The organism is Bradyrhizobium sp. 172 (assembly GCF_023101065.1).
GTDB classification, from domain to species: Bacteria; Pseudomonadota; Alphaproteobacteria; order Rhizobiales; family Xanthobacteraceae; genus Bradyrhizobium; species Bradyrhizobium canariense_D.
On the sequence record NZ_CP064701.1, the window covers coordinates 4,529,038 to 4,551,511 of the forward strand.

General features: G+C 64.5%; 20 protein-coding genes. 11 read left to right on the plus strand and 9 right to left on the minus strand.

Annotated features, from left to right (window positions below):
• Window positions 1-12: 12 nt before the first annotated feature.
• A complete protein-coding gene (locus tag IVB07_RS21950) occupies window positions 13-1,056 on the minus strand; it encodes a hypothetical protein (protein ID WP_247766673.1) in 1,044 nt (347 codons plus the stop codon).
• A gap of 281 nt (window positions 1,057-1,337) precedes the next feature.
• Here IVB07_RS21950 and IVB07_RS21955 point away from each other — a divergent pair, with 281 nt between their 5' ends.
• From IVB07_RS21955 to alr, 3 genes are all read left to right on the plus strand, one after another.
• Window positions 1,338-2,588, plus strand: a complete 1,251-nt coding sequence (locus tag IVB07_RS21955) for a cyclopropane-fatty-acyl-phospholipid synthase family protein (protein WP_018459125.1) — start codon at window positions 1,338-1,340, stop codon at window positions 2,586-2,588.
• Window positions 2,589-3,343: 755 nt separating this feature from the next.
• A complete protein-coding gene (locus tag IVB07_RS21960) occupies window positions 3,344-4,852 on the plus strand; it encodes a replicative DNA helicase (RefSeq protein ID WP_018459126.1) in 1,509 nt (502 codons plus the stop codon).
• A gap of 51 nt (window positions 4,853-4,903) precedes the next feature.
• The gene (gene alr / locus IVB07_RS21965; protein WP_018459127.1) at window positions 4,904-6,184 is read left to right on the plus strand and encodes an alanine racemase; all 1,281 of its coding nucleotides are present in this window, start codon (window positions 4,904-4,906) and stop codon (window positions 6,182-6,184) included.
• Window positions 6,185-6,196: 12 nt separating this feature from the next.
• Here alr and IVB07_RS21970 read toward each other — a convergent pair whose 3' ends face one another.
• The gene (locus IVB07_RS21970) at window positions 6,197-6,415 is read right to left on the minus strand and encodes a hypothetical protein (protein WP_018459128.1); all 219 of its coding nucleotides are present in this window, start codon (window positions 6,413-6,415) and stop codon (window positions 6,197-6,199) included.
• A 40-nt stretch (window positions 6,416-6,455) separates the two neighbouring features.
• Between IVB07_RS21970 and IVB07_RS21975 the strand changes: the two genes are divergently transcribed.
• Entirely contained in the window at window positions 6,456-7,226 is a 771-nt protein-coding gene (locus tag IVB07_RS21975; RefSeq protein WP_018459129.1) for an exodeoxyribonuclease III, read from the plus strand.
• Window position 7,227: 1 nt separating this feature from the next.
• Here the strand turns inward: IVB07_RS21975 and IVB07_RS21980 are convergent, their stop codons facing one another.
• The 3 genes from IVB07_RS21980 to IVB07_RS21990 all read right to left on the minus strand — a co-directional run bounded on the left by IVB07_RS21980 (window position 7,228) and on the right by IVB07_RS21990 (window position 10,007).
• Window positions 7,228-8,043 (minus strand): hypothetical protein, encoded by an 816-nt coding sequence (locus IVB07_RS21980; RefSeq protein WP_018459130.1) that lies wholly within the window; start codon window positions 8,041-8,043, stop codon window positions 7,228-7,230.
• A gap of 99 nt (window positions 8,044-8,142) precedes the next feature.
• Complete coding sequence (locus IVB07_RS21985; protein WP_018459131.1) at window positions 8,143-8,511, minus strand: GFA family protein; 369 nt, start codon at window positions 8,509-8,511, stop codon at window positions 8,143-8,145.
• A 629-nt stretch (window positions 8,512-9,140) separates the two neighbouring features.
• A complete protein-coding gene (locus IVB07_RS21990; protein WP_026233741.1) occupies window positions 9,141-10,007 on the minus strand; it encodes a L,D-transpeptidase in 867 nt (288 codons plus the stop codon).
• Between the two features lie 194 nt (window positions 10,008-10,201).
• On the opposite strand from IVB07_RS21990, the gene IVB07_RS21995 reads away from it, so the two are divergent.
• From IVB07_RS21995 to IVB07_RS22025, 7 genes are all read left to right on the plus strand, one after another.
• On the plus strand, window positions 10,202-10,927 hold the full coding sequence (locus tag IVB07_RS21995; protein WP_018459133.1) for a sulfite exporter TauE/SafE family protein: 726 nt from the start codon (window positions 10,202-10,204) through the stop codon (window positions 10,925-10,927).
• 102 nt (window positions 10,928-11,029) lie between these two features.
• Window positions 11,030-12,475, plus strand: a complete 1,446-nt coding sequence (gene radA, locus IVB07_RS22000; RefSeq protein WP_018459134.1) for a DNA repair protein RadA — start codon at window positions 11,030-11,032, stop codon at window positions 12,473-12,475.
• 165 nt (window positions 12,476-12,640) lie between these two features.
• The gene (locus tag IVB07_RS22005) at window positions 12,641-13,270 is read left to right on the plus strand and encodes a CvpA family protein (protein WP_007592055.1); all 630 of its coding nucleotides are present in this window, start codon (window positions 12,641-12,643) and stop codon (window positions 13,268-13,270) included.
• 28 nt (window positions 13,271-13,298) lie between these two features.
• Window positions 13,299-14,804 (plus strand): amidophosphoribosyltransferase, encoded by a 1,506-nt coding sequence (gene purF, locus IVB07_RS22010; protein ID WP_018459135.1) that lies wholly within the window; start codon window positions 13,299-13,301, stop codon window positions 14,802-14,804.
• 144 nt (window positions 14,805-14,948) lie between these two features.
• Entirely contained in the window at window positions 14,949-15,689 is a 741-nt protein-coding gene (locus IVB07_RS22015) for an SDR family NAD(P)-dependent oxidoreductase (RefSeq protein WP_018459136.1), read from the plus strand.
• A 78-nt stretch (window positions 15,690-15,767) separates the two neighbouring features.
• Window positions 15,768-16,916 (plus strand): hypothetical protein, encoded by a 1,149-nt coding sequence (locus tag IVB07_RS22020; protein ID WP_018459137.1) that lies wholly within the window; start codon window positions 15,768-15,770, stop codon window positions 16,914-16,916.
• A gap of 169 nt (window positions 16,917-17,085) precedes the next feature.
• Entirely contained in the window at window positions 17,086-18,312 is a 1,227-nt protein-coding gene (locus IVB07_RS22025; protein ID WP_018459138.1) for an ABC transporter substrate-binding protein, read from the plus strand.
• 121 nt (window positions 18,313-18,433) lie between these two features.
• On the opposite strand, the gene IVB07_RS22030 is transcribed toward IVB07_RS22025, so the two are convergent.
• The 4 genes from IVB07_RS22030 to IVB07_RS22045 are packed head-to-tail and all read right to left on the minus strand — an operon-like array spanning window position 18,434 to window position 22,344.
• Entirely contained in the window at window positions 18,434-19,687 is a 1,254-nt protein-coding gene (locus IVB07_RS22030; protein ID WP_018459139.1) for a tetracycline resistance MFS efflux pump, read from the minus strand.
• On the minus strand, window positions 19,684-21,066 hold the full coding sequence (gene der, locus IVB07_RS22035) for a ribosome biogenesis GTPase Der (protein ID WP_018459140.1): 1,383 nt from the start codon (window positions 21,064-21,066) through the stop codon (window positions 19,684-19,686). Before der ends, IVB07_RS22030 begins: the two co-directional genes overlap by 4 nt.
• A 49-nt stretch (window positions 21,067-21,115) precedes the next feature.
• Entirely contained in the window at window positions 21,116-21,664 is a 549-nt protein-coding gene (locus IVB07_RS22040) for a hypothetical protein (RefSeq protein ID WP_026233742.1), read from the minus strand.
• A gap of 26 nt (window positions 21,665-21,690) precedes the next feature.
• Window positions 21,691-22,344: a tetratricopeptide repeat protein gene (locus IVB07_RS22045; protein WP_018459142.1), complete on the minus strand. Its 654-nt coding sequence runs from the start codon at window positions 22,342-22,344 to the stop codon at window positions 21,691-21,693.
• Between the last annotated feature and the right edge of the window lie 130 nt (window positions 22,345-22,474).

The following is a 22,474-nucleotide window of genomic DNA, read 5'->3' on the forward strand; positions in this document are numbered from 1 at the left end:
AAATGTGGTCGCCTATCGCGAAATCGGCGGCGTCGGCGGACCGGACGATTCGGCTGGCGCCGGTGGAGTCGCAGCGGTCGCGGGCGGCGCCGGTTCCTGCGACTTCGCTGGCGGTTCGGCGCTCGCGGCGGGCTTGGGAGCAGCCTCTTCCGCCGCCTTGGGCGCAGCTGGCTCGGGGGGCTTCGCGGCGGACGGTGCGGCCGGCGTCACCTGCGGCACCGGATCGGGCCGCAACGCCGGAGCTTCGCTGCCGCGCGGCTCCACCTTGGCGCTTTCCGGCTTGGCCTCGGCGGGCTTGTCGGACGGCTTGCTGCCTTCGGGTTTGCTGCCTTCGGGTTTGCTGCCTTCGGATTTAGCTTCGCCGGAATCCACCTTCGCAGTCTCGGGCTTTGTCTCAGGCTTGGACTCGACCTTCGGCTCGCTCTTCTTGTCGTCTGCCGTCGGCGCCGCGGCATCGACCTTCGGCGCCTCATCACTTCCCGGCTTGCCGCGCTTGCCGAGACGCTTGGCCTTGCGCCCTTCGGGGACAGCCTGGCCCTCGGGCTTCGCACCTTCCTTCGTTCCTTCTTCGGCCGGCCGCGCGGCGCGCTTCTGACGCGTGCCCTCGGCCGCGGGAGCGGCACCCTCGCCTTCCGGCTTGGCGGACTCCTGGGAACGTTGCCGGCGGCCCTGATGTTCAGGAGACTGCGCGGGATTGGTATTGGCTTCCTTGTCCTTATCCTTGGCGCCGTCCTTCTTGTCCTTGCCGTCCTTATGGCCGTCCTTCGCCTGGAAGCGGGTGTCGGTGGCCCCGTTGGAGACGAGGTAGGAGGCAAGCACGCCGGCCATGTCGGGGCTGGTCGTGTAATGCTGGCGCAGGAAGCCCGGCAAGGAGCCCGGCGCCACTGTTTTCAAAAGGCCGCGCGGGCTCTTGTGACATGCATTACAGGTCTGCGCGAAAAGCTGGGATGGGGCCTTGCCGGCCTCGAGGTTCGTCGCCTGCGCGAAAACGGTATCGGTCGCGCCGAAGCCGATCAGAAGCAAGATCGTCGCGAGGCTGAGCGCTCGGCTCGACATTCCCATCATCTCCATTGAATTCCGAGAGGTGCAGCCGGCAGGCGGCGCCGCGGCGGGTCACCTTTTATCCGATTGAGCCGCGAATGGAAGCAGGCACCGCGCGCAAGGATGTGATTAAGCGGTTTTGGAATATCCGCTTTGAGCACAGCGCAATAGCGGGCCCGGGACACCTCCCTAGATCTAGATGCAAGCGCATAGGAACCGCTGAGATGCCCGGGCGTAGGGTGTGAAAGGCCGGGTTAGTCGCATCTCTTCGGGTTCGCTCGAGAGGATGGGTGCCGATGGACCGATTGTTGCGTCAATTCCTGTCTCAATTCATCCGCCGCGGGTCGATGACGGTGACCACGGCGAAGGGCTCGAAGTTCACCGTCGGCGACGGCTCGGGCGAACCGGTCGCAGTCCGCTTCGTCACCGCGGACGCAGAGCGGAAGATCCTCGTCAATCCCGAGCTCGGGCTTGGCGAGGCCTATATGGACGGCGAGTTCATTGTCGAGCATGGCACCATAGCTGATGCTCTCGCGATCCTGCTCGGTCAACCCGACCTGTTGCCGCACTGGGCAAAACCCTGGTGGCACCTGCGCTATCTGGTGCGGCACCTGAAGCAGTTCAATCCGCGCCCGCGATCCCGCCGCAACGTCGCACATCATTACGATCTCGATGCGAGGCTCTATTCGCTCTTCCTCGACGCCGACAAGCAATATAGCTGCGCCTATTTCGAGACGCCGGAGAGCACGCTCGACGATGCACAGCTTGCCAAGAAACGGCACGTCGCCGCAAAGCTGCTCGTCAAGAGCGGCCAGCGCGTCCTCGACATCGGTTCGGGCTGGGGCGGACTTGGGCTCTATCTCGCCGAGATCGCAGGTGCTGACGTCACCGGCATAACGTTGTCGACCGAGCAGTTGCAGATCGCCAATGCGCGCGCAGCCGAAAAGGGCCTGACCGGATCGGCCAAATTCCTGCTTCAGGACTATCGCGACATCGCCGGTCCGTTCGACCGCATCGTCTCAGTCGGCATGCTGGAGCATGTCGGCGCCCGCTTCTACGACACCTACTTCCGGCGCTGCGCCGAGCTGCTGGATAAGGACGGCGTCATGTTGCTGCACTCGATCGGCCGTTCGCAGGGCCCGGACTCCACCAATCCCTGGATCGCCAAATACATCTTTCCCGGCGGCTACATCCCCGCCCTCTCGGAGGTGCTGCCGGCGATCGAGCGGGCGGGCTTGCTGGTCTGCGACATCGAGATTTTGCGCCTTCATTACGCCGAAACCCTGAAGGCATGGCGCGAGCGCTTCATGGCGCGACGCGAAGAAGCCGTGCAGCTGTATGACGAGCGCTTCGCGCTGATGTGGGAATTTTATCTAGCAGCCAGCGAGATGACGTTCCGCAAGCAGCATATGATGAACTTCCAGATTCAACTCACCCGCCGTCAGGGCGTCGTGCCGATGACGCGCAACTACATCGCGCGTGAAGAAGCCCGACTGCGGGCCGTCGAAGCCGGCGCCACGCCGAGGCTGAAGCTGGCTGGTGAATGAGTCCTAGTGGCGCAGGGTCGAAACCGGAGCGGACGGGGAAGAGGCCGTTAAGGCCAATTGCATCCGCAGCGCTTTCAGGATTTCAGGGGCGACCGGTTCCCGACGCACTTCCGGCCGCTCAGCGTGCTCCATGGCCGCGATCAGCCCCGACAGCCAAAGTCGGCTGCCTGCTTCGCTTCGCCAATTCCGGGGCTGCCGTTCTGGCCGCATCGCTTGCCTCGTTCCCTGGTGGCAGATCAGGAGACAACCCCCCGCCCGCTAACCTGTTCCGGCTGTACCCCCGAAAGAATCCGGGGAGATGTGATCTGCTTCACATAAGTCTCGTCAGCCCTGGCTTAGACCGTCGCCGTGAGCAACGAGACCAAAACCTCATTCGACGTGCAGGACGACCTCCGCACCGATTACGCCCTGATCGCTACCGGCGTCGGGGCGGCCCTGGTTGCACTGGTCTACCTCCTGCTGGTCTGAACCGAGCCAAAAGCGCCTGGCCGTGGGTCATTCCCGCGCGTCTCGATGTGTCTGCCCGGCACCCCATCAGGTTCACTTCATCCGGCGTTTTCCGGGGTGCGTAACGACCGCATCTAGGCCGCGACCTGGTTCCACGAAATCCGTCAAGCGCGGCGCGTGCTGCGGCGGTCAATCATCCACCATTTTAATGATCGGTTGATAGCGGCGAGCTTTTGCTTCCGCTTTGGGCTGAGGCGGCGCTTTATCCCGGCCCCGCATCCGCCCCAGAAAATTGCTATCGCTCGACCATGGCCCTGACTGATTCGAACGTTCTCAAACTCGCGCCCGAAGCCGGAACCCCGGCCTATCGGAGCGCGCCGCATAACATCGAGGCGGAACAGAGCCTTCTGGGCGCGATCCTGGTCAACAACGACGCGTTTTACCGCGTCTCCGATTTTCTGGAGCCGAAGCATTATTTCGAGCCGCTGCACCAGACCATCTTCGAGACCGCCAGCAGCCTGATCCGGATGGGCAAGATCGCGACGCCCGTCACCCTGAAGACCTTCCTGCCCGCCGACACCGACATCGGCGGCATGACCATCGGGCAATATCTGGCGCGCCTCGCCGCCGAAGCGACGACCATCATCAATGCGCAGGATTATGGGCGCACCATCTACGATCTGGCATTGCGACGCGACCTGATCGGCATCGGCGAGGACATGGTCAATGTCGCCTATGACGCCCCGGTCGACTTCGCGCCGCGGGCGCAGATCGAGGACGCCGAGCGCCGCCTCTACGAACTCGCCGAATCCGGCCGCTATGACGGAGGCTTCCAGAAATTCTCGCAGGCGCTGACGCTTGCGGTCGATCTGGCCGCGAAAGCGTTCCAGCGCGACGGAAAGCTGTCGGGCATCTCGACGGGCCTGCGCGACCTCGACACCAAAATGGGCGGGTTGCAGCACTCCGACCTCATCATCGTCGCCGGCCGCCCCGGCATGGGCAAGACGTCGCTAGCGACCAACATCGCCTACAACGTCGCCCGGGCCTATGTTCCAGAACTCCAGGCCGACGGCACCATGAAGGCTGCCCATGGCGGCGTCATCGGCTTCTTCTCCTGCGAAATGTCGGCCGACCAGCTCGCCACGCGTATTGTGGCCGAGCGCACCGGCATCCCTTCCTCCTCGATCCGCCGCGGCGGCATCTCGGAGGCCGATTTCGAGAAGATCCGCGAGGTCTCGATCGAGCTGCAGTCGCTGCCCTTCTATGTCGACGAGACCGGCGGTCTCTCGATTGCGCAGCTCATGGCGCGCGCCCGCCGGCTGAAGCGGCAGAAGGGCCTCGACCTCATCGTCATCGACTACATCCAGCTCTTGTCGGGTTCGGGCAAGCGCAGCGAAAACCGCGTGCAGGAAATCACCGAGATCACGACCAGTCTGAAGGCGCTCGCCAAGGAACTCAGCGTGCCCGTGATTGCGCTTTCGCAGCTCTCGCGCCAGGTCGAATCGCGCGACGACAAGCGGCCACAGCTCTCGGATTTGCGCGAATCCGGCTCGATCGAGCAGGACGCCGACGTCGTGCTGTTCGTCTATCGCGAGGAATATTACCTCGGAAACAAGGAGCCGCGCCCGGGCACACCCGAGCACGAAAAATGGCGCCTGGACATGGATCTTGCGCACGGCAAGGCCGAAGTCATCATCGGCAAGCAGCGCCACGGCCCGACCGGCACCGTCGATCTGGCCTTCGAAGCGTCGGTCACCCGGTTCGGCGACCTTGCGCCGGACAGCCAGGTGCCGGACCGCGGCGGCGGCGACTACTGAGTTCCCTGGGTTGAACCTGACCGGCCTCTTGCGTAAAACGGCGCCATGACAATGGCGTCCGACCCGAAAATGATCCCGCAATCCGGCCTTCTCTCCGCGGAGGCCAATCAGGCTGCCGCGCTCGCGACCTTCGGCGGCGTGCTCACCGTCGATCTCGATGCCATCATCGCCAATTGGCGCAAGCTCGAGAAGACGGCGGTGCCGGCCGAATGCTCGGCGGTGATCAAGGCAGACGCCTATGGCTGCGGCGCCGAGCAAGTCGCGCGTGCCCTGAACAAGGCCGGCTGCAAGACCTTCTTCGTCGCCACCATCGGGGAAGCGCGCAAGGTGCGCGCGGCGGTGCCGGAGCCTGCGATCTACGTGCTCGGCGGCTATTTCCAGAACACCGGCGAGCACTACGCCCAGATCAACTGCCGCCCCGTGATCGGCGATCTCAACGAGCTCGCCGAATGGGACGTGTTCTGCCGCCGCACCGGCTGGACCGGTGGCGCCGCCATCCACATCGACACCGGCATGAATCGGCTCGGCCTGACGCTCGCGGAAGCGCAGGCCATTATCCCCCGCATCAACGCCGGCGATCACGGCATTACGCTGGTGATGAGCCATCTGGTTTCGGCCGAGCAGCTCAACAACCCGGTGAATGCCAAGCAACTCGCGGCCTTCCGCGGCATCGCCAGCGAATTCTCCGGCGTGCCGGCGGCGCTCGCCAATTCGTCCGGCGTCTTCCTCGGCGCGCCCTTCCAGTTCGACATGGTGCGGCCGGGCGCCGCGCTTTACGGCGTCAACCCGACGCCGGAGGCTGACAATCCGATGCAGCCGGTGGTCGATCTCAAGGCCCGCATTGTGCAGATCCGCAATGTCGAGCGCGGCGAGAGCGTCGGCTATGGCGGCACCTGGACGGCACGGCGACCGACGAAACTCGCGATCATCGCGGTCGGTTATGCCGACGGCTATTTCCGCGCCGCAAGCTCCAATGACGGCACCCGCGGCGCCGAGGTCATCGTCGCCGGCAAGCGCTGTCCGGTCGCCGGCCGCGTTTCGATGGACCTGATCGCGATCGATATCACCGATCTGCCGCCGAATGCGGCGCGGCGCGGCCACATGGTCACGCTGCTCGGCGAGGGCATCACCGTCGACGAGCTCGCGCATCATTTCGGAACGATCGGCTACGAGGTGCTGACCAGCCTCGGCCGCCGCTACGCCCGCATCTACAAGGGCGGAAATGTGGTGGAGCCGCTGGCCAAGCCGGCTTCCGCGCAGGCGGTCGAGCAGCAGACGCCCGCTCCGCCATCGATCGAACAGCCCGCAAGCGCGCCGCCGCTGCCGGGCTGAGCGACTTGCCGCCTACTTCTTTTTCCTGCTGTCCAGCGCCGTCTTGCAGGTTGCGCTGAGCTTGTCGCGCTTGGCGTTGAGGCAGGCGACGATGCCGCCGCCCGGCGCAATGCCGGCGCAGAATTTGTCGTAGTCGGCCTTGCACGCGCCGCGCGGATCGGATGATTGTGCCGAGGCAACCCCGGAGAACGCAACGGCGACGGCGATGACGGCAAAGCTCAACTTGGACATTGTTTCTCCGGTAACGGAAGGCAGGAGCCGGTAGCTCTACATGAAGATCGCGACATTCAACATCAACAACATCAATCGCCGCCTGCCCAATCTGTTGGCATGGATGCGAACGGCGAAGCCAGATGTCGTCGCACTTCAGGAGTTGAAGGCAAGTGATGGCGAATTTCCGGCGACCGCGATCGAAAAGGCCGGTTACGGCGCAGTGTGGTGTGGACAGAAGACCTGGAACGGCGTCGCCATCCTGGCCCGCAATGCCGAGCCCATTCTCACCCGCGATCGCTTGCCGGGAAAACCTGCCGATCACGAAGCCCGCTACATCGAGGCCGCGGTACGCGGTGTCATCGTCACCAGCATCTACCTGCCGAACGGCAATCCGCAGCCGGGACCGAAATTCGACTACAAGCTCGACTGGTTCGCGCGGCTCAAGCGCCATGCCAGAACCTTGCTCAAGCAGGAGCTGCCCGTGGTGCTCGCCGGCGACTACAACGTTGCACCTGATGAGCTCGACATCTATCCGACGCGCTCGTGGGACAAGGATGCCTTGATCCAACCGAAGAGCCGTGCGGCCTTTGCCTCGCTGCTGGCACAAGGCTGGTGTGACGCGATCCGCGAACTGCACCCCGAGCAGCGCATCTACACCTTCTGGGATTACAAGCGAAACCGCTGGCCGCGAGATGCGGGCCTGCGGCTCGACCATGTCCTGCTCAGCCCTGCCCTCGTCTCACGCCTGGCAAAAGCCGGCGTGGACAAGAAGGTTCGCGGCGAAGAAGGCGCGAGCGACCACGCACCGGCGTGGGTCGTGCTGCGCTAGGTCAACGCCCGTAATACTCCTGCACCGTGTCCCACGCTGCTTTCTGCAGCAGCTCCACCGTCGGGCCGTCCAGTCCCATCGTGTAGGAATTGCCGACCGGCGAGCGGCCGGTCAGCGCGGCGAACGTCACGCAGGTCGCCAGATATGTGCCTGCGGGGCTCGGGTGCCGCTTGTCCGGCGCATACAGATTGAGCTCGGGCTGCAGCTTGCGCACGCGCGCGAAGGCAAAACCTGCGGGGATCACCAGCGCATCATTGGCATTGCCTGCGATTGTGTAGGCCTCGGCCAACGCTTCCGTCATCTCAGGCTTGTCGGCGTAAGCCCAGGACATGAACAAGACCGGCCGCATGCCGTTGGCGCGGACGATCTCGCTGTCCTTCTTTACGAAGGTCGTGAACGCGTCCTTCAATTGCGGATGGATGGGGCACTGGCTGCAATCCATCATCACGACGGCGTCGTACTGCCTGCCCGGCTTGTTGAAGACGACGTTGTTCTGCTCGTCGAACGAATAGGCGCCGAGGCCACCCGGCCGCAGCAGGTTGTCCATGTCATGCCAATCGAGGCCGGAACCGCCGATCGTCGCCATGGTGTTGCGATAGGCCGTCTTGTTTTCAGGGTCCGCAGCCCGCTCCATGAAGGAGAGATGCCCGGGCATGCCGTTGTTGTAATAGAAGAAGCTGTTGCCGACGAACAGCGCGGCCTTGGGGAAATCCGGTCCTGATGTCGTGACCTTGGGCCTGGTCTGCGCCTGCGCATTGAAGCCGGCTACAACGGCCAGACACATCGCGAGCATCACTCGCGCGAAAAGACGCATCATCGGCTTCCTCCCCTTTTTCTGTCGGGCCGGAAACAGATCAGCTTTTCAAGAGGGCCTCAAGAGCACGGACGAGCAGCAGACATGCGCGAGAGCGCATGCTCACCATAAATTCTTGCCATCGATCATGGTCACCGGCACGGTCTCGAGATCGAACTCGTCGAACAGGCGCGCGTTGACGGCGACCCTCGGATTGTCGAAATCGGGCTTGCCGGTCGACCAGTCCGGCGACTCCGAATAGGTACCGCAGCCGCAGCTTGCGCAGAAATGGTGTTTGACCGTTCGGCTGCCCCAGAGATAGGTCGCGAGGTTCTCCGCGGGCGACAGCAGCCGAAACTGCGCCGGCGTGTAATAGGCCCACAACGCGCCGCGCTTGGCGCAGAGCGAACAGGTGCAACGGGTGACGCTCGCGGGCGCCTCCGTCACCTCGAACACCGTCTCACCGCAATGACAGCTTCCCTCGACCCGCATGACCCACTGTTTGTTTTGTCAGGAGATGGTCGTAGCCGGACCCTGCTGCCAACATGCTGTCAGCAGCGCGCAGCCGGACTTGCCCCATGTGCTGCGAGCACCGACTTGCCGCGCCAACTCAACAAAAACATGAAAAACAACCCCATGCACAGTAGCCGATGGCTGGCAAATCAATGGGTTACGCATGCTCCGAAACACTGATTTGACGCGTCGGGCAAACACTGGCGGGATGTTTTCAGAAGCGGTCGTCGACACGGTGGAGCGTGGACTTCATCGCAGCAGCGCGTCATGCGATGCGAAGGGCCTACGGGAGACAGCTCGGGCTTCGATATGAAGGGGCAGCCCGTCGACGCCCCTCTTCGGGGACGTCGACGGCATGAAATTGCGATGGCAAATTGCAATCCTTGGTGCTGCTCTAACCGGCGCAGCTCTGAGCTACGCTTATACTCATACCGCAATCGGGGTGACTGAGCCGTGCCGGAGAAGTTCTTCGGGCGAGGTGGTGGTCTGTCCTCCGCCCTACAAGCCATAAATTGTTTGTGCCTGTCACAAGCTTCCGACCGGATGACCTCGTAGGCGACTTGAATTGCCTCCTTGTCCTCCGTTGCAGGATGAGGACGGAGGACGAATTACTGCGCCTCGGCGATCTTCGCTCCAGATGACGGCATCTGCGCGTGAGTTGCCGAGGGCCGGTTCGGCGGTGATGCCGGGTCCGGTAATCGGAAAGCGGCGTCGGCTGGCGCTCCCTGGGGTGCTCGGCGGGCAACGGTCGTCGGAAGCACGATCACTTTCGCGCCGACTTTCACGCGATCATAGAGGTCAACGACGTCCTCATTGGTCAGTCGGATACAGCCGGACGAGACCCGCTTCCCGATCGTATCGGGCTTGTTGGTGCCGTGAATTCGATATTCGGTCTCGCCCAGATACATCGCCCGAGCGCCGAGCGGGTTGCCAGGACCTCCGGCCATGAACCGCGGCAGATAAGGCTGACGCGAGACCATCTCCGCAGGCGGATGCCAATCCGGCCATTCTGCCTTACGAGCCACAGTCTGCTCACCGGACCATGTGAAACCTTCGCGGCCAACACCGATGCCATAGCGCAGTGCCTGCGCGTCGTTCAGAACGAGATAGAGGAATGTGTTCTTGGTATCGATGATCACGGTGCCCGGCGTCTGGCGGCTGGCGTAGTCAACCACCTGCCGCACGAATGCTCCGGGAACGTCAGCCGCTTTGGGCGGTTCGACCAGAGGCGCCGGGGCCGTAAGCGGAGCCGAAGCCGGCGTCGGAGCTGATGCATGAACAGGCGTTGAGACGTAAACCGGAGTTGATGACGCTTGGGCTTCGTGCGCGGACGGCTTTCGTGCCGGTTGCACGTTCGCCGGTCGGGACAGCAAGCCGTACCCCAACGCTGCGACGGCGACGGCGCCAACTGCAACTCTCGCGGCCATCGGGATTGCGAACGTCTGCGCCTTTCCGCGTTTGGCTCGCTTACCCATACTCTTCTTCCCCCAGGTCACTATGCCCAAGAGAGGTACCCAGTAAGATTTAAGAAACTTCGAAGCGATTTCGCTCAGACTGGAACCGTCGGCGATGGTTAACGCCGGGCTCTCGGCAAGATAAGGTTCTCTCGCCTCGCGGATCGCCCGCGCCGCTGGCCGCGGCTAAACTCTCCCGATTCGTGGAGACTGGTTTGGCTTTCTTGTTCGTCCTGATCGTCGGCCTCGTCGCAGGCACCATTTCCGGCATCGTCGGCACGGGCTCGTCGATCATGCTGATGCCGGTGCTGGTCTATGCCTATGGGCCAAAGGAGGCGGTGCCGATCATGGCATTGGCCGCCGTCATGGCCAACTTGTCACGAATCCTGGCCTGGTGGCGCGAGGTCGACTGGCGGGCCTGCACGGCTTATTCGGTGACAGGCATTCCAGCCGCCGTGCTCGGCGCGCGGACGCTGCTGGCCCTGCCCTCGCACGCCGTCGATCTCGCCATCGGCGTCTTCCTGATCGCGATGGTGCCGGTTCGGCACTGGCTGGCGCGGCACGATCTCAAGGCCAATCTCTGGCATCTGGCGATCGGCGGGGCCGTCATCGGCTATCTCACCGGCATCGTCGTCTCCACCGGCCCGCTCAGCGTGCCGCTATTCCTGTTCTACGGCTTGTCCCGCGGCGCTTTCCTCGCCACCGAAGCGGCATCTTCGCTCGGGCTCTATGTTGCGAAATCCGTGACCTTCGAACGTTTCGGCGCGCTGACCGGCGATGTGTTCGTCAAAGGCCTGGTCGCAGGATCGTCGCTGATGGCCGGCGCCTTCATCGCCAAACGCTTCGTGCTGCGCTTGAAGCCGGAGATGTTCCGCTTGGTGATGGACGCAATCATGATCGCGGCCGGCCTCTCCATGCTCTGGAACGCGGCGCAGCCGTAGCCGGGCTTCGGGGAGCGCCCGGACTCACTCTCTCGACCCGTCATTCCGTGCTATCAGCAAACCTGAAACCCCCGACTCGCTGTCCCCGGACTCGCTGTCCCCATGGCCAAGAACACACTTTCCTTCGTCTGCCAGAACTGCGGCGCGGCCTATAACCGCTGGCAGGGCAAGTGCGAGTCCTGTGGCGAGTGGAATACGCTCGCGGAGGAGGACACGACCGGCAGCGTGCCGGTGTCGATCCGCTCCAAGCGCAAGGGGCGGACCTTCGCGCTCGAGAGCCTGTCCGGAAAAACCCAGGACGCCCCGCGCCTGTCCTCCGGCATGACGGAGCTCGATCGCGTGACCGGCGGCGGCTTTGTCCGCGGCTCGGTGCTGCTGGTCGGCGGCGATCCCGGCATCGGCAAGTCGACGCTGCTGACGCAGGCCACAAGCCTGCTCGCGCGCGCCGGACACCGCGTCGTCTACATCTCCGGCGAAGAGGCGGTCGCGCAGGTGCGGTTGCGCGCCGAACGGCTCGGGCTGTCGGATGCGCCGGTGCAGCTCGCCGCCGAAACGTCGGTCGAGGACATTGTCTCGACGCTGTCTGAGGGCGCGGTGCCGCGGCTGATCGTGATCGATTCGATCCAGACCATGTGGACCGACACGGTGGAATCGGCACCCGGCACGGTGACGCAGGTGCGCGCCTCGGCGCAGGCCCTGATCCGTTTTGCCAAAAGGACCGGCGCGGCCATCATCCTGGTCGGCCATGTCACCAAGGACGGACAGATCGCCGGCCCTCGCGTGGTCGAGCACATGGTCGATGCGGTGCTGTCGTTCGAGGGCGAAGGCTCGCAGCAATTCCGCATCCTGCGCGCCGTGAAGAATCGTTTCGGGCCGACCGACGAGATCGGCGTGTTCGAGATGACCGGGCTTGGCCTGCGCGAAGTCACCAATCCTTCCGAGCTGTTTTTGTCGGAGCGCGATCTCGGCACGCCCGGCACCGCAGTCTTCGCGGGTATCGAGGGTACAAGACCCGTTCTGGTCGAATTGCAGGCACTGGTGGCGCCGACCTCGCTCGGCACCCCGCGCCGGGCCGTGGTGGGCTGGGATCCGAGCCGGCTATCGATGGTGCTGGCGGTGCTGGAAGCCCATTGCGGGGTGAAGCTGTCCGGCCACGACGTCTATCTGAACGTCGCGGGCGGCCTGCGCATCCACGAGCCCGCGGCTGATCTGGCCGCCGCGGCGGCGCTGGTGTCCTCGCTGGTTAATGCGCAGTTGCCCTCCGATGCGGTCTATTTCGGCGAGATCTCGCTGTCCGGCGTGGTGCGCCCGGTAGCGCAGACCCCGGCCCGGCTGAAAGAAGCGGCAAAACTCGGCTTCCAGCGTGCCGTTCTGCCCGAATCGGCCCGGGGCGAAGCCGGCGGCGATGCCGGCTTGTCGCTGAACGCGATCAACAGCCTGACGACATTGGTCGCCGAGATCGCCGCACGCGGCTCCCGGCGGGGCGACTCGAGCGCACCGGCAGAGAAAAATGCCACACCAGCAAGATTCCGCCGTGGAGAGGGTTAGCCGGTGGTGACGTCCCCCGCCCTCGCCGCTATACAGCCGTCACAAAAGCAGCATGGGATTGCGTGGTTGCGGCCTTGCCGGGAACGTCGTCTGGCCCTCACTTAGGGCGGCGGCCAAGCACCGATTCGCTGAGCACCTTGAAGTACGAGCGGACCAGACCAGCCGATGCCAGTAACCATCCTCGACCTGATCCTGCTCGGTGTGATGCTGATTTCGGGCCTGCTCGCCATGGTTCGCGGCTTCATGCGCGAGATCCTGTCGATCGCGGCCTGGGGCACGGCGGCGATTGTCACGCTTTATTCATTCTCGAAGCTGCTGCCGACCGCAAAGACCTATTTCAACAACGATACCGTCGCGAGCGTGGTCGTGGTTGCCGGCGTGTTCGTGGGCACTTTGGTCGTGGTCTCCGTGATCACGGTCCGGATCTCCGACATGATCCTGGATTCGCGCATCGGCGCACTGGACCGCACCCTCGGCTTTCTGTTCGGGCTGGCGCGCGGACTTTTGATCGTCGTGGTCGCCTTCCTGTTCTTCACCTGGCTCGTGCCGGACAAGCAGCGCCCGGATTGGGTCACGGGGGCCAAATCCCGCGTGGTGCTGCAGGGAACCGGGGATTGGCTGATGGCCCTCTTGCCTGACGACCCCGAGAACACCATCTTGAAGAGATTCAAGAAAAACAAACCAGATGAAGAGCAAACTGATTCCGAGCAGCAGCCTTCGGGCAGTGGCGACGGATACAGCAAACCGGCTCGTGACAGCCTTAAAAAGCTGATCGAGAAACCCGCGGCGCGTTGATTAAGCCCTAACGAGAGGCTCGGACGAGATGCGAAATCCTGACCAGGACGCCCTACTTGATCTCGGCCCGGCCGCGCTGGAACTTCAAGACGATCTGGAGGGGGATACGCTGCGCGAGGAATGCGGCGTCTTCGGCATCTACGGCCACCCCGATGCCGCCGCCATCACGGCGCTCGGCCTGCATGCCCTTCAGCACCGCGGCCAGGAAGCCGCCGGCATCGTCTCCTATGACGGCGGCCGCTTTCATTCCGAACGCCGCCTCGGCCTCGTCGGCGACACCTTCTCCCGCCGCGAGGTGATCGATCGCCTGCCCGGCACAATGGCAGTCGGCCATGTCCGCTATTCCACCACCGGCGCGACGATCCTGCGCAACGTGCAACCGCTGTTCGCCGAACTGAATGCCGGCGGCCTTGCGGTCGCCCACAACGGCAATCTCACCAACGGCCTGACGCTGCGCCGCGAGCTCGTGAGGAACGGCGCGATGATGCAGTCGACCACCGACACCGAGGTGATCCTGCACTTGGTCGCGCGCTCCAGGCGCAGCCGCTTCATCGAACGCTATATCGACGCGCTGCGCGAGATCGAGGGCGCCTATGCGCTGGTGTCGCTGACCAACAAGAAGCTGGTCGGCGCGCGCGATCCGCGCGGCATCCGTCCGCTGGTGCTCGGCGAACTCGATGGTTGTCCGATCCTGACCTCCGAGACCTGCGCACTCGACATCATCGGCGCACGCTTCGTCCGCGACATCGAGCCCGGCGAGGTCATCGTGTTCGACGAGAACGGGCAGGACATCCACAAGCCGTTCCCGCCGATCGCGCCGCGTCCCTGCATCTTCGAGTACATCTACTTCTCCCGTCCGGATTCCATCGTCCACGGCCGCTCGGTCTACGAGGTGCGCAAGGCCTTTGGTGCCCAGCTTGCGCGCGAGAGCCACGTGCCGGTCGACGTCGTGGTGCCGGTGCCGGATTCCGGCGTGCCCGCGGCGGTTGGCTACAGCCAGCATTCCGGCATCCCGTTCGAACTCGGCATCATCCGCAACCACTATGTCGGCCGCACCTTCATCCAGCCGACGCAGGCGATCCGCGAATCCGGTGTGCGCATGAAGCATTCGGCCAACCGCGCCGCGATCGAAGGCAAGCGCATCATCCTGATCGACGATTCGCTGGTACGCGGCACCACCTCGAAGAAGATCGTCCGCATGATGCGCGATGCCGGCGCCAAGGAAGTGCATTTCCGCCTCGCCTCGCCGCCGATCCTCTATCCCGACTATTACGGTATCGATCTGCCGGACCGTGGTGGTCTTCTTGCGGCGACACATTCGCTGGAAGAGATGCGCGAGATCATCGGCGCCGACTCGCTCGCCTTCCTGTCGATCGACGGCATGTACCGCGCCATGGGCGAGCCCGGCCGTGACCCCGCCAATCCGAAATTCTCGGATCATTGCTTCACCGGGGCTTATCCGACCCACCTCACCGACCAGACCCAGACCGAGCAGCAGCCGCGGCAATTGTCGTTGCTGGCGGAGGCGAGCTAGGCTCGTCGTCGTGGCGAAAGCCAGGACCCATTACCACAGGCCTTTCTGGTTCGAAGAAGGTGTGACAATCATCTTCCCTAGCCATAAACGTCACGGCGTATGGGTCCTGGCTTTCGCCAGGACGACGCTGGATAGAACCTTTCAATGACAAATCCCCTCGCCAACCGCATCGCTCTCGTCACCGGCGCCTCGCGCGGCATCGGCTTCGCCACGGCAAAAGCGCTGGCCAGGGCCGGCGCGCATATCGTTGCGGTCGCGCGCACGCAGGGCGGGCTGGAAGAGCTCGACGACGAGATCCGCAAGGACGGCGGCAGCGCCACGCTGGTGCCGCTCAACCTCACCGATTCCGACGGCATCGCGCGGCTCGGCGCCGGCCTGCACGAACGCTACGGCAAGCTCGACATCCTGGTCGGCAATGCCGGCGTGCTCGGCCCCTCCTCGCCGATCGGCCATATCGAGCTGAAGGCCTTCACCGACGTGATGGCGGTCAATGTCTCCGCGAATTTCCAGTTGATCCGCTGCATGGAGCCGCTGCTCAAGCAGTCGGACGCCGGCCGCGCGGTGTTCGTCACTTCCGGCGCGGCCAACAAGGCGACCGCCTATGTCAGCCCCTACGCCGCCTCCAAGGCGGCGCTGGAAACGCTGGCGCGCGCCTGGGCGCAGGAGACCGCGAACACCAAGCTGCGCGTCAATCTGTTCAATCCGGGCCCCGTCCGCACCCGGATGCGCGCGACGCTGATGCCGGGCGAGGATCCGGCGACGCTCGATACAGCCGAGCAGGTCGCCGAATTCATCGTGCCGATGTGCGCGCCGGATTGGACCGAGACCGGCAAGTTCTACGACTACAAGACCCGGACCTTGATGAGCTTCCGCTCCCCGGCCTGATTGACTTGACCGCCTCCCCGCGATTGACTGCCCGCGCTCAAGCGGCAGCAAGCTGCAGGCCAATAAAGGGAGGTTGCCATGGCGCCATGGCGGAATCGCGCAGGCTTTAAGCGTGCGCTCGCAAATGTCTCTCGCGTCCTCTCCGTTCTGATCGTGGCCGTCGCGTTTGCGCTTCCGGGCGCGGCGACCGCCGGCGATGTCCCGACCTTCGCGGTCGATGCTTCCTGGCCAAAGCCGTTGCCGAACAACTGGATCCTCGGCCAGGTCGGCGGCATTACCGTCGACTGGCAGGGCCACATCTGGGTGATCCATCGTCCCCGCTCGCTCACCGACGACGAGAAAGGCGCGAGCCTCACTCCGCCGCGCTCGAAATGCTGCGTCTCGGCGCCGCCCGTGCTCGAATTCGACACGGATGGCAATCTGCTGCGATCGTGGGGCGGCGCGGGCGAAGGCTATGAATGGGTCGGCCGCGAGCACGGCATCGAGGTCGACGAGCGCGGCTTCGTCTGGGTCGGCGGCAATGCCGACAATGACAACGCCATCCTGAAATTCACGCTCGACGGCAAGTTCGTCGCCCAGATCGGCAAGATCGCGCCGAGCCTCGGCAGCAGCGACACGACCCAGCTCGGCAAGCCCGCCGAGACCGCGATCGACAAGGCCGCCAACGAAATCTACGTTGCCGATGGCTACGGCAATCGCCGCGTCATCGTGTTCGATGCGACCACGCTCGCCTACAAGCGGCACTGGGGCGCCTACGGCAACAAGCCTGACGATACCAAGCAGGCTCCTTACGATCCCAAAGCGCCGGTTGCGCAGCAATTCGGTAATCCCGTCCACTGCGTGAAGCTCGCCAATGACGGGCTTGTCTACGTCTGCGATCGCATCAACAACCGCATCCAGGTGTTCAAGACGGACGGCACCTTCGTGAAGGAGTTCTTCTTCGAGAAGAACACGCTCGGCAACGGCGCGGTGTGGGACATCGCGATCTGGCCCGATCCGAAGCAGACCTGGCTGCTCAGCGCCGACGGTGAGAACAACGAGATCAGGGTGATCAGGCGCGAGGACGGCAGCGTGGTCGGCAGCTTCGGGCACAACGGCCGCAATGCCGGACAATTCCACTGGGTGCATGCCATGGCGATCAACGCCAAGGGTAACGTCTATACCGCCGAGGTCGACACCGGAAAGCGGATCCAGAAATTCAAGCTGACATCGGACGCGCTGAAATAGCGTCTCGACGCATTTTGCCCAAAAGTTAACCGAGGGAGGACGCTGCGACGCAGCGTCATCCGGCTTTAGGCGCATTGCCGCCGGCCGTGGGACACGGTAGAGCCATCAGCCGGAACAAGGCTCCGTTCAAGAGAGCCGTCCGCATGTTTGACAATGGAGGAAACCTTTTATGACGACGACGTTCGCGCGCCGCTCCGCGGCCCTTCTGGCCTGTGCCGCCTTCGGTTTTGCCACATCCGCCTTCGCTCAAGACAAGACCGTCAAGATCGGCGTGCTCAACGACATGTCGAGCCTCTATGCCGACATCGGCGGCCCGAACTCCGTGGTCGCAATCAAGATGGCCGTTGAGGATTCCGGCCTGCTCAAGAAGGGCTGGAAGATCGACGTCATCAGCGGCGACCATCAGAACAAGCCGGACGTCGGCGTCAACATTGCCCGGCAATGGATCGACAACGACAAGGTCGATGCGATCGCCGACACGCCGAATTCCGGTGTCGCCCTGGCGGTCAGCAACCTGGTCAAGGAAAAGAACTCGGTGCTGCTCAATTCCGGCGCGGCCTCCGCCGACCTGACCGGCAAGGCCTGCACGCCGAACACGGTCTCCTATACCTACGACACCTACATGTTGGCCAACGGCACCGGCAAGGCGCTGACCAAGGCCGGCGGCGACAGCTGGTTTTTCCTGACCGCAGATTATGCCTTCGGCCATGCGCTCGAACGCGACACCACCGCGGTCGTGACTGCGAACGGCGGCAAGGTGCTCGGCAGCGTCAAGCATCCGATCAATACCGCGGACTTCTCGTCCTTCCTGCTGCAGGCGCAATCGTCCAAGGCCAAGGTGGTGGGCCTTGCCAATGCCGGCGGCGACACCACGAACTCGATCAAGCAGGCCGCCGAGTTCGGCATTGTGCAGGGCGGGCAGAAGCTCGCGGCGCTGCTGCTGTTCATCAACGACGTGCATTCGCTGGGTCTGAAGACCGCCCAGGGCCTGACCTTCACGGAATCCTTCTACTGGGACATGAACGAGCAGACCCGCGCCTGGTCGAAGCGATTCTCGGCGCTGGCCAACAAGAATGCGATGCCCTCCATGACGCAGGCCGGCAATTACGCGATGGTGCTGCATTATCTCAAGGCGATGGACGCGCTCGGCAGCAATCCGCATGACGGCGCCAAGGTCGTCGCCAAGATGAAGGAGCTTCCGACCGACGATCCGCTGTTCGGCAAGGGTCCGCTGCGCGAGGATGGGCGTCGTCTCATCCCGGCCTATCTGTTCGAGGTGAAGAAGCCCGACGAATCGAAGGGACCGTGGGATTACTACAAGCAGATCGCCACGATCGCGGCGGAAGACGCGGCCAAGCCGCTCAAGGACAGCGAGTGCCCGCTGGTGAAGAAGTAAGGGCGTAGCAATTGCGCAACTGCCTCCACGACGTCATGCCCGGGCTTGTCCCGGACATCTACGTTCTGGACCGGACCAAGAACGTGGATGGCCGGGACAAGCCCGGCCATGACGGCCCTCTTCAAGGCCCCTTGGCGACAGCCAGCGCCCGCACCGCGATCGCCGCGCACGCCACCATCAGCACCGCCGCGAGCAGGAACGGCGCGCCGGGCAGCTGCCACGGCGCGCTGGCGCCGATGAAATATGAAAACGTCAGCGTGAACAGGAACGGGCCGACGAGCTGCGACACGCTCTGCACGCTCGCGGTCGCGCCCTGCAACTGGCCCTGCTGATCCGGCGCGACCAGCCGCGTCATCAGCGATTGCATGGCGGCGCCCGAAATGCCCCACAGCGACATCACGGGAATGCCGATCCAGAACAGCGGCCCGGTCGGCGCCGCGCCGAAGATCACGAAGCCAATCGCGCCACAGCACAGGCCGAGCAACAAGGCGTTCCGCTCGCCGAGCACACGCACGATCGGGCCGATCGCGAGCCCCTGCACCACCATCGCGCAGATGCCGACCATCGCCAGCGTCAGCCCCACGGTTTTCGAATCCCAGCCGTAGCGATAAGTGGCGTAGAGCACGAAGGTCGAGGGCAACACGACATGCGCGACCTGCGCGATGAAATTGACGACGGACAGCGCGGCGAGCACCGCGTTGGAACGCAGCAGGCGGAGCGCTCCGAGCGGATTGGCGCTCCTCCAGCGGAACGGCGCGCGCTTGTCCGGCGCCAACGATTCCGGCAGGACGAAGAGCCCATAGAGCGCATTGGCGAAGCTCAAGGCCGCCGAGGCCCAGAACGGCAGGCGCGGATCGATATCGCCGAGCAGGCCGCCCAGCGCCGGGCCCAGCACGAAGCCGGCGCCGAATGCAGCGCCAATCCTGCCGAACACCGCTGCGCGCCGCTCCGGCGGCGTGATGTCGGCGATATAGGCAAAGGCGGTCGAGATGCTGGCCGAGGTGATGCCCGAGATGACGCGGCCGACGAACAGCCAGACCAGCGACGGCGCCAGCGCCATCAGCACATAGTCTGCCGCGAGCCCGAAATTCGACAGCAGCACCACCGGCCGCCGCCCGAAGCGGTCCGACAGCGCGCCGAGCACCGGCGAGAATACGAACTGCATCAGCGCCCAGGCGGTGCCGAACAGGCCGAAGATGCGGGCCGCATGGGCCGTGTCGTTGTCGACGAAGCTCTCGATCAGTTTTGGCAGGATCGGCATGATCACGCCGAGCGCGAGCATGTCGAGCAGGATGGTGACGAAGATGAAGGCGACCGCACCGCGCCGGACTGGCGCTGCGCCCTGCGCCATCGCCTCGCCGGCGTCGTTGCTCACGACGGCCGCTTGCGCTTGTGGGCGAACGGATTGGCCTTCTCGCGCAAGGTGATGCGCACCGGCGTGCCCGGCAGCTCGAAGGCCTCACGCAGCGAATTGGTGAGATATCGCAGATACGACTGCGGTACCGCGTCCGCACGCGAGCAGAACAACACGAAGCTTGGCGGGCGGGCCTTGGTCTGCGTGATGTAGTTCAGCTTGAGTCGTCGTCCGGACACGGCCGGCGGCGGATTGGCTTGGACCGCCTCCTCGAACCAGCGGTTCAGCGCCGCGGTCGACACACGCCTGTTCCAAAGCGCATAGGCATCCTGGATCGCCTGCATCAATCGATCGATGCCCTCGCCCATCAAGCCGGAGACGGCGACGATCGGCACGCCCTTGATCTGCGGCAGCAAGTGATCGGCATCGCGGCGCAGGTTCGAGATCGCGCCGCCGCCCTTGCTTTCCATCAGGTCCCATTTGTTGACGGCGAGCACGACGGCCCGACCCTCGCGCTCGATCAGGTCGGCAATGCGAAGATCCTGCTCCTCGAAGCGGTTCTGCGCATCCATCATCATCACGACGACTTCGGCAAAGCGCACCGCGCGCAGTGCGTCGGCGACCGAGAGCTTCTCGAGCTTCTCCTCGATCCGCGAGCGCCGGCGCAGACCTGCGGTGTCGAACACCCGAAACTCGCGCCCCTTCCAGTTGATCTCGACCGCGATGGAATCGCGCGTGGTACCCGCCTCCGGGCTCGTCAGCAGGCGCTCCTCGCCGAGCAGATGATTGATCATCGTCGACTTGCCGGCGTTGGGCCGGCCGACGATCGCGACCCGGATCGGACGCGTGGCCGCCTCTTCCTCCGTCAGCGGCTCGTCGTCCTCGACCTCATCCTCCTCGACGGGCTCCGGCATCAGCTCTCTCAAGGCGTCATAGAGCTCACCCAGGCCCTCGCCATGCTCGGCCGAGATCTGGATGGGATCGCCGAGGCCGAGCGCGAAAGCCTCCATCGCGCCGGCATCGCCGTGCTTGCCTTCGCTCTTGTTCGCGACGAGCATCACCGGCTTGTTGGCCTTGCGGGCGAAATCGGCGAAGGCGCGATCGTTGGGCGTGAGGCCCATGCGGGCATCAATCACGAAGAACAGCGCGTCGGCCTGTGCGATCGCGGCCTCCGTCTGCTCCTGCATGCGGGCGGTCAGCGAGCCCTTGGCACCCTCATCGAGGCCGGCGGTGTCGATGATCGTGAAGTCGAGATCGCCGAGCCTGGCCTCGCCCTCGCGGCGGTCGCGGGTGACGCCGGGGAGGTCATCGACAAGCGCGAGCTTCTGCCCGACCAGACGGTTGAACAGCGTCGACTTGCCGACATTGGGTCGGCCGATAATGGCAATCTTAAAGGACATGGGTCATTCGTGCGCTGCCGGAGCCGCGCCTGTCAATGAAATGAAAAAATCAGCGCGAGAAGCTGCCGCTCGGCATGGGCGCCGGGAAGGCGCCCTGCGTTTGCTGCTGGGTGGTCTGGGTCGGTTGCGCCTGCTGGACGGATTGATCGGGCGGCGGCGCGGTGGTGCGCTTGCGCACGATCTTCTGCCTGGGCGGCGGCGTGGCCGCGGGCGGCGCGGCCTCGGGCTGGGCCTCGCCGTCGACTTCGCCGGCGGGCGCCTCAGCCGGCGCGACGGCTGCGGTGGCCGGCTGCCTGGTCTTTTTCGCCTTGGCACCCTTCGCCGGCTTCGGCTCGGGCGCAGGCTCGGTGGGCAGAGCCGCAACGGCGGGTCCGTTCGGATCGGGCTGTTGCTGGGCGCCCTTGTACATATCCTTCGGAACGCCTTGCTCGAGGCCGGGCACGCCTTCCGGGAACACCGGCTTGCGGTCGCCCGGCAGCTTCTTCTTGGTGTCGAGGAAGTCGAGCATGTCGCTCGGATCGAAGCTGGAGCAACCGCCCAGCACGCCCGTGAAGGCGATCAGGACGGCGGTTGCGATCAAGCGTGGCGTGCGGCGCATGTCGGTATCTCGTCTCAGCTCTCGGCTCAGCTCTTCGCTACGGGCGGCAGCAGGGCCTGCAGCGCCTCGGCGCGTGAGCGCAGGCCGGGCGGCGTTTCGCCGTCCTCGGCAATCGCGTCGAGCCATTTGCGGGCCGCAGTCACATCGTTGTTGCGCCAGGCCGACAGCGCCAGCATCTCGCGGGCGGTGTGACGGAAGGTCGATTTGGGTGCGGTCGAGGCTTCCAGCCGCTGCTGCATGTCCGCATAGCCGGCGCTGTCGAGCAGGAGACCGGCGGCGCGGATCTTTGCCAGATCCTGCCACTCGCCGCCTACACTGCGGTCGGCGGCGATGTCGTCATACAGCTTGGCGCCTGCCTTGGGATCGCGGGCCGCCGCCTCGGCCGCAGCACGCAGCCGCGCCAGGGTGCGATAGCCCGATGGAGCCTTGGCAGCGAGCTCGGTGAAGGCCGCCTCGGCCTCCGCATGCTTGTCCTGCTCGGACAGCTCAGCGGCCTTCTCGAAGGCAGCACCGGCCTCGGCAGCCTTCTTGGCTTCAAGATATTGGTAACCGCGCCAGCCACCCACGGCGGCGACGATCAGCACCATCAGTGCGATAAAGACGATCGAATATTTATCCCACAGCTTCTTGAGCTGTTCGCGACGTACTTCCTCGTCGACTTCGTCAAATAATTCAGACACTTATGCTAATCCCATGCCCGTCCGGGTGCGCGCGCCAAAGCGTTCGCGTCAGGAATCCCGTCCCCACGTGGCGGCGGGGTACCCTAACGATATGGCGGTGGCAAGGCAAAGCGAGCCCGATCAAGGCGTT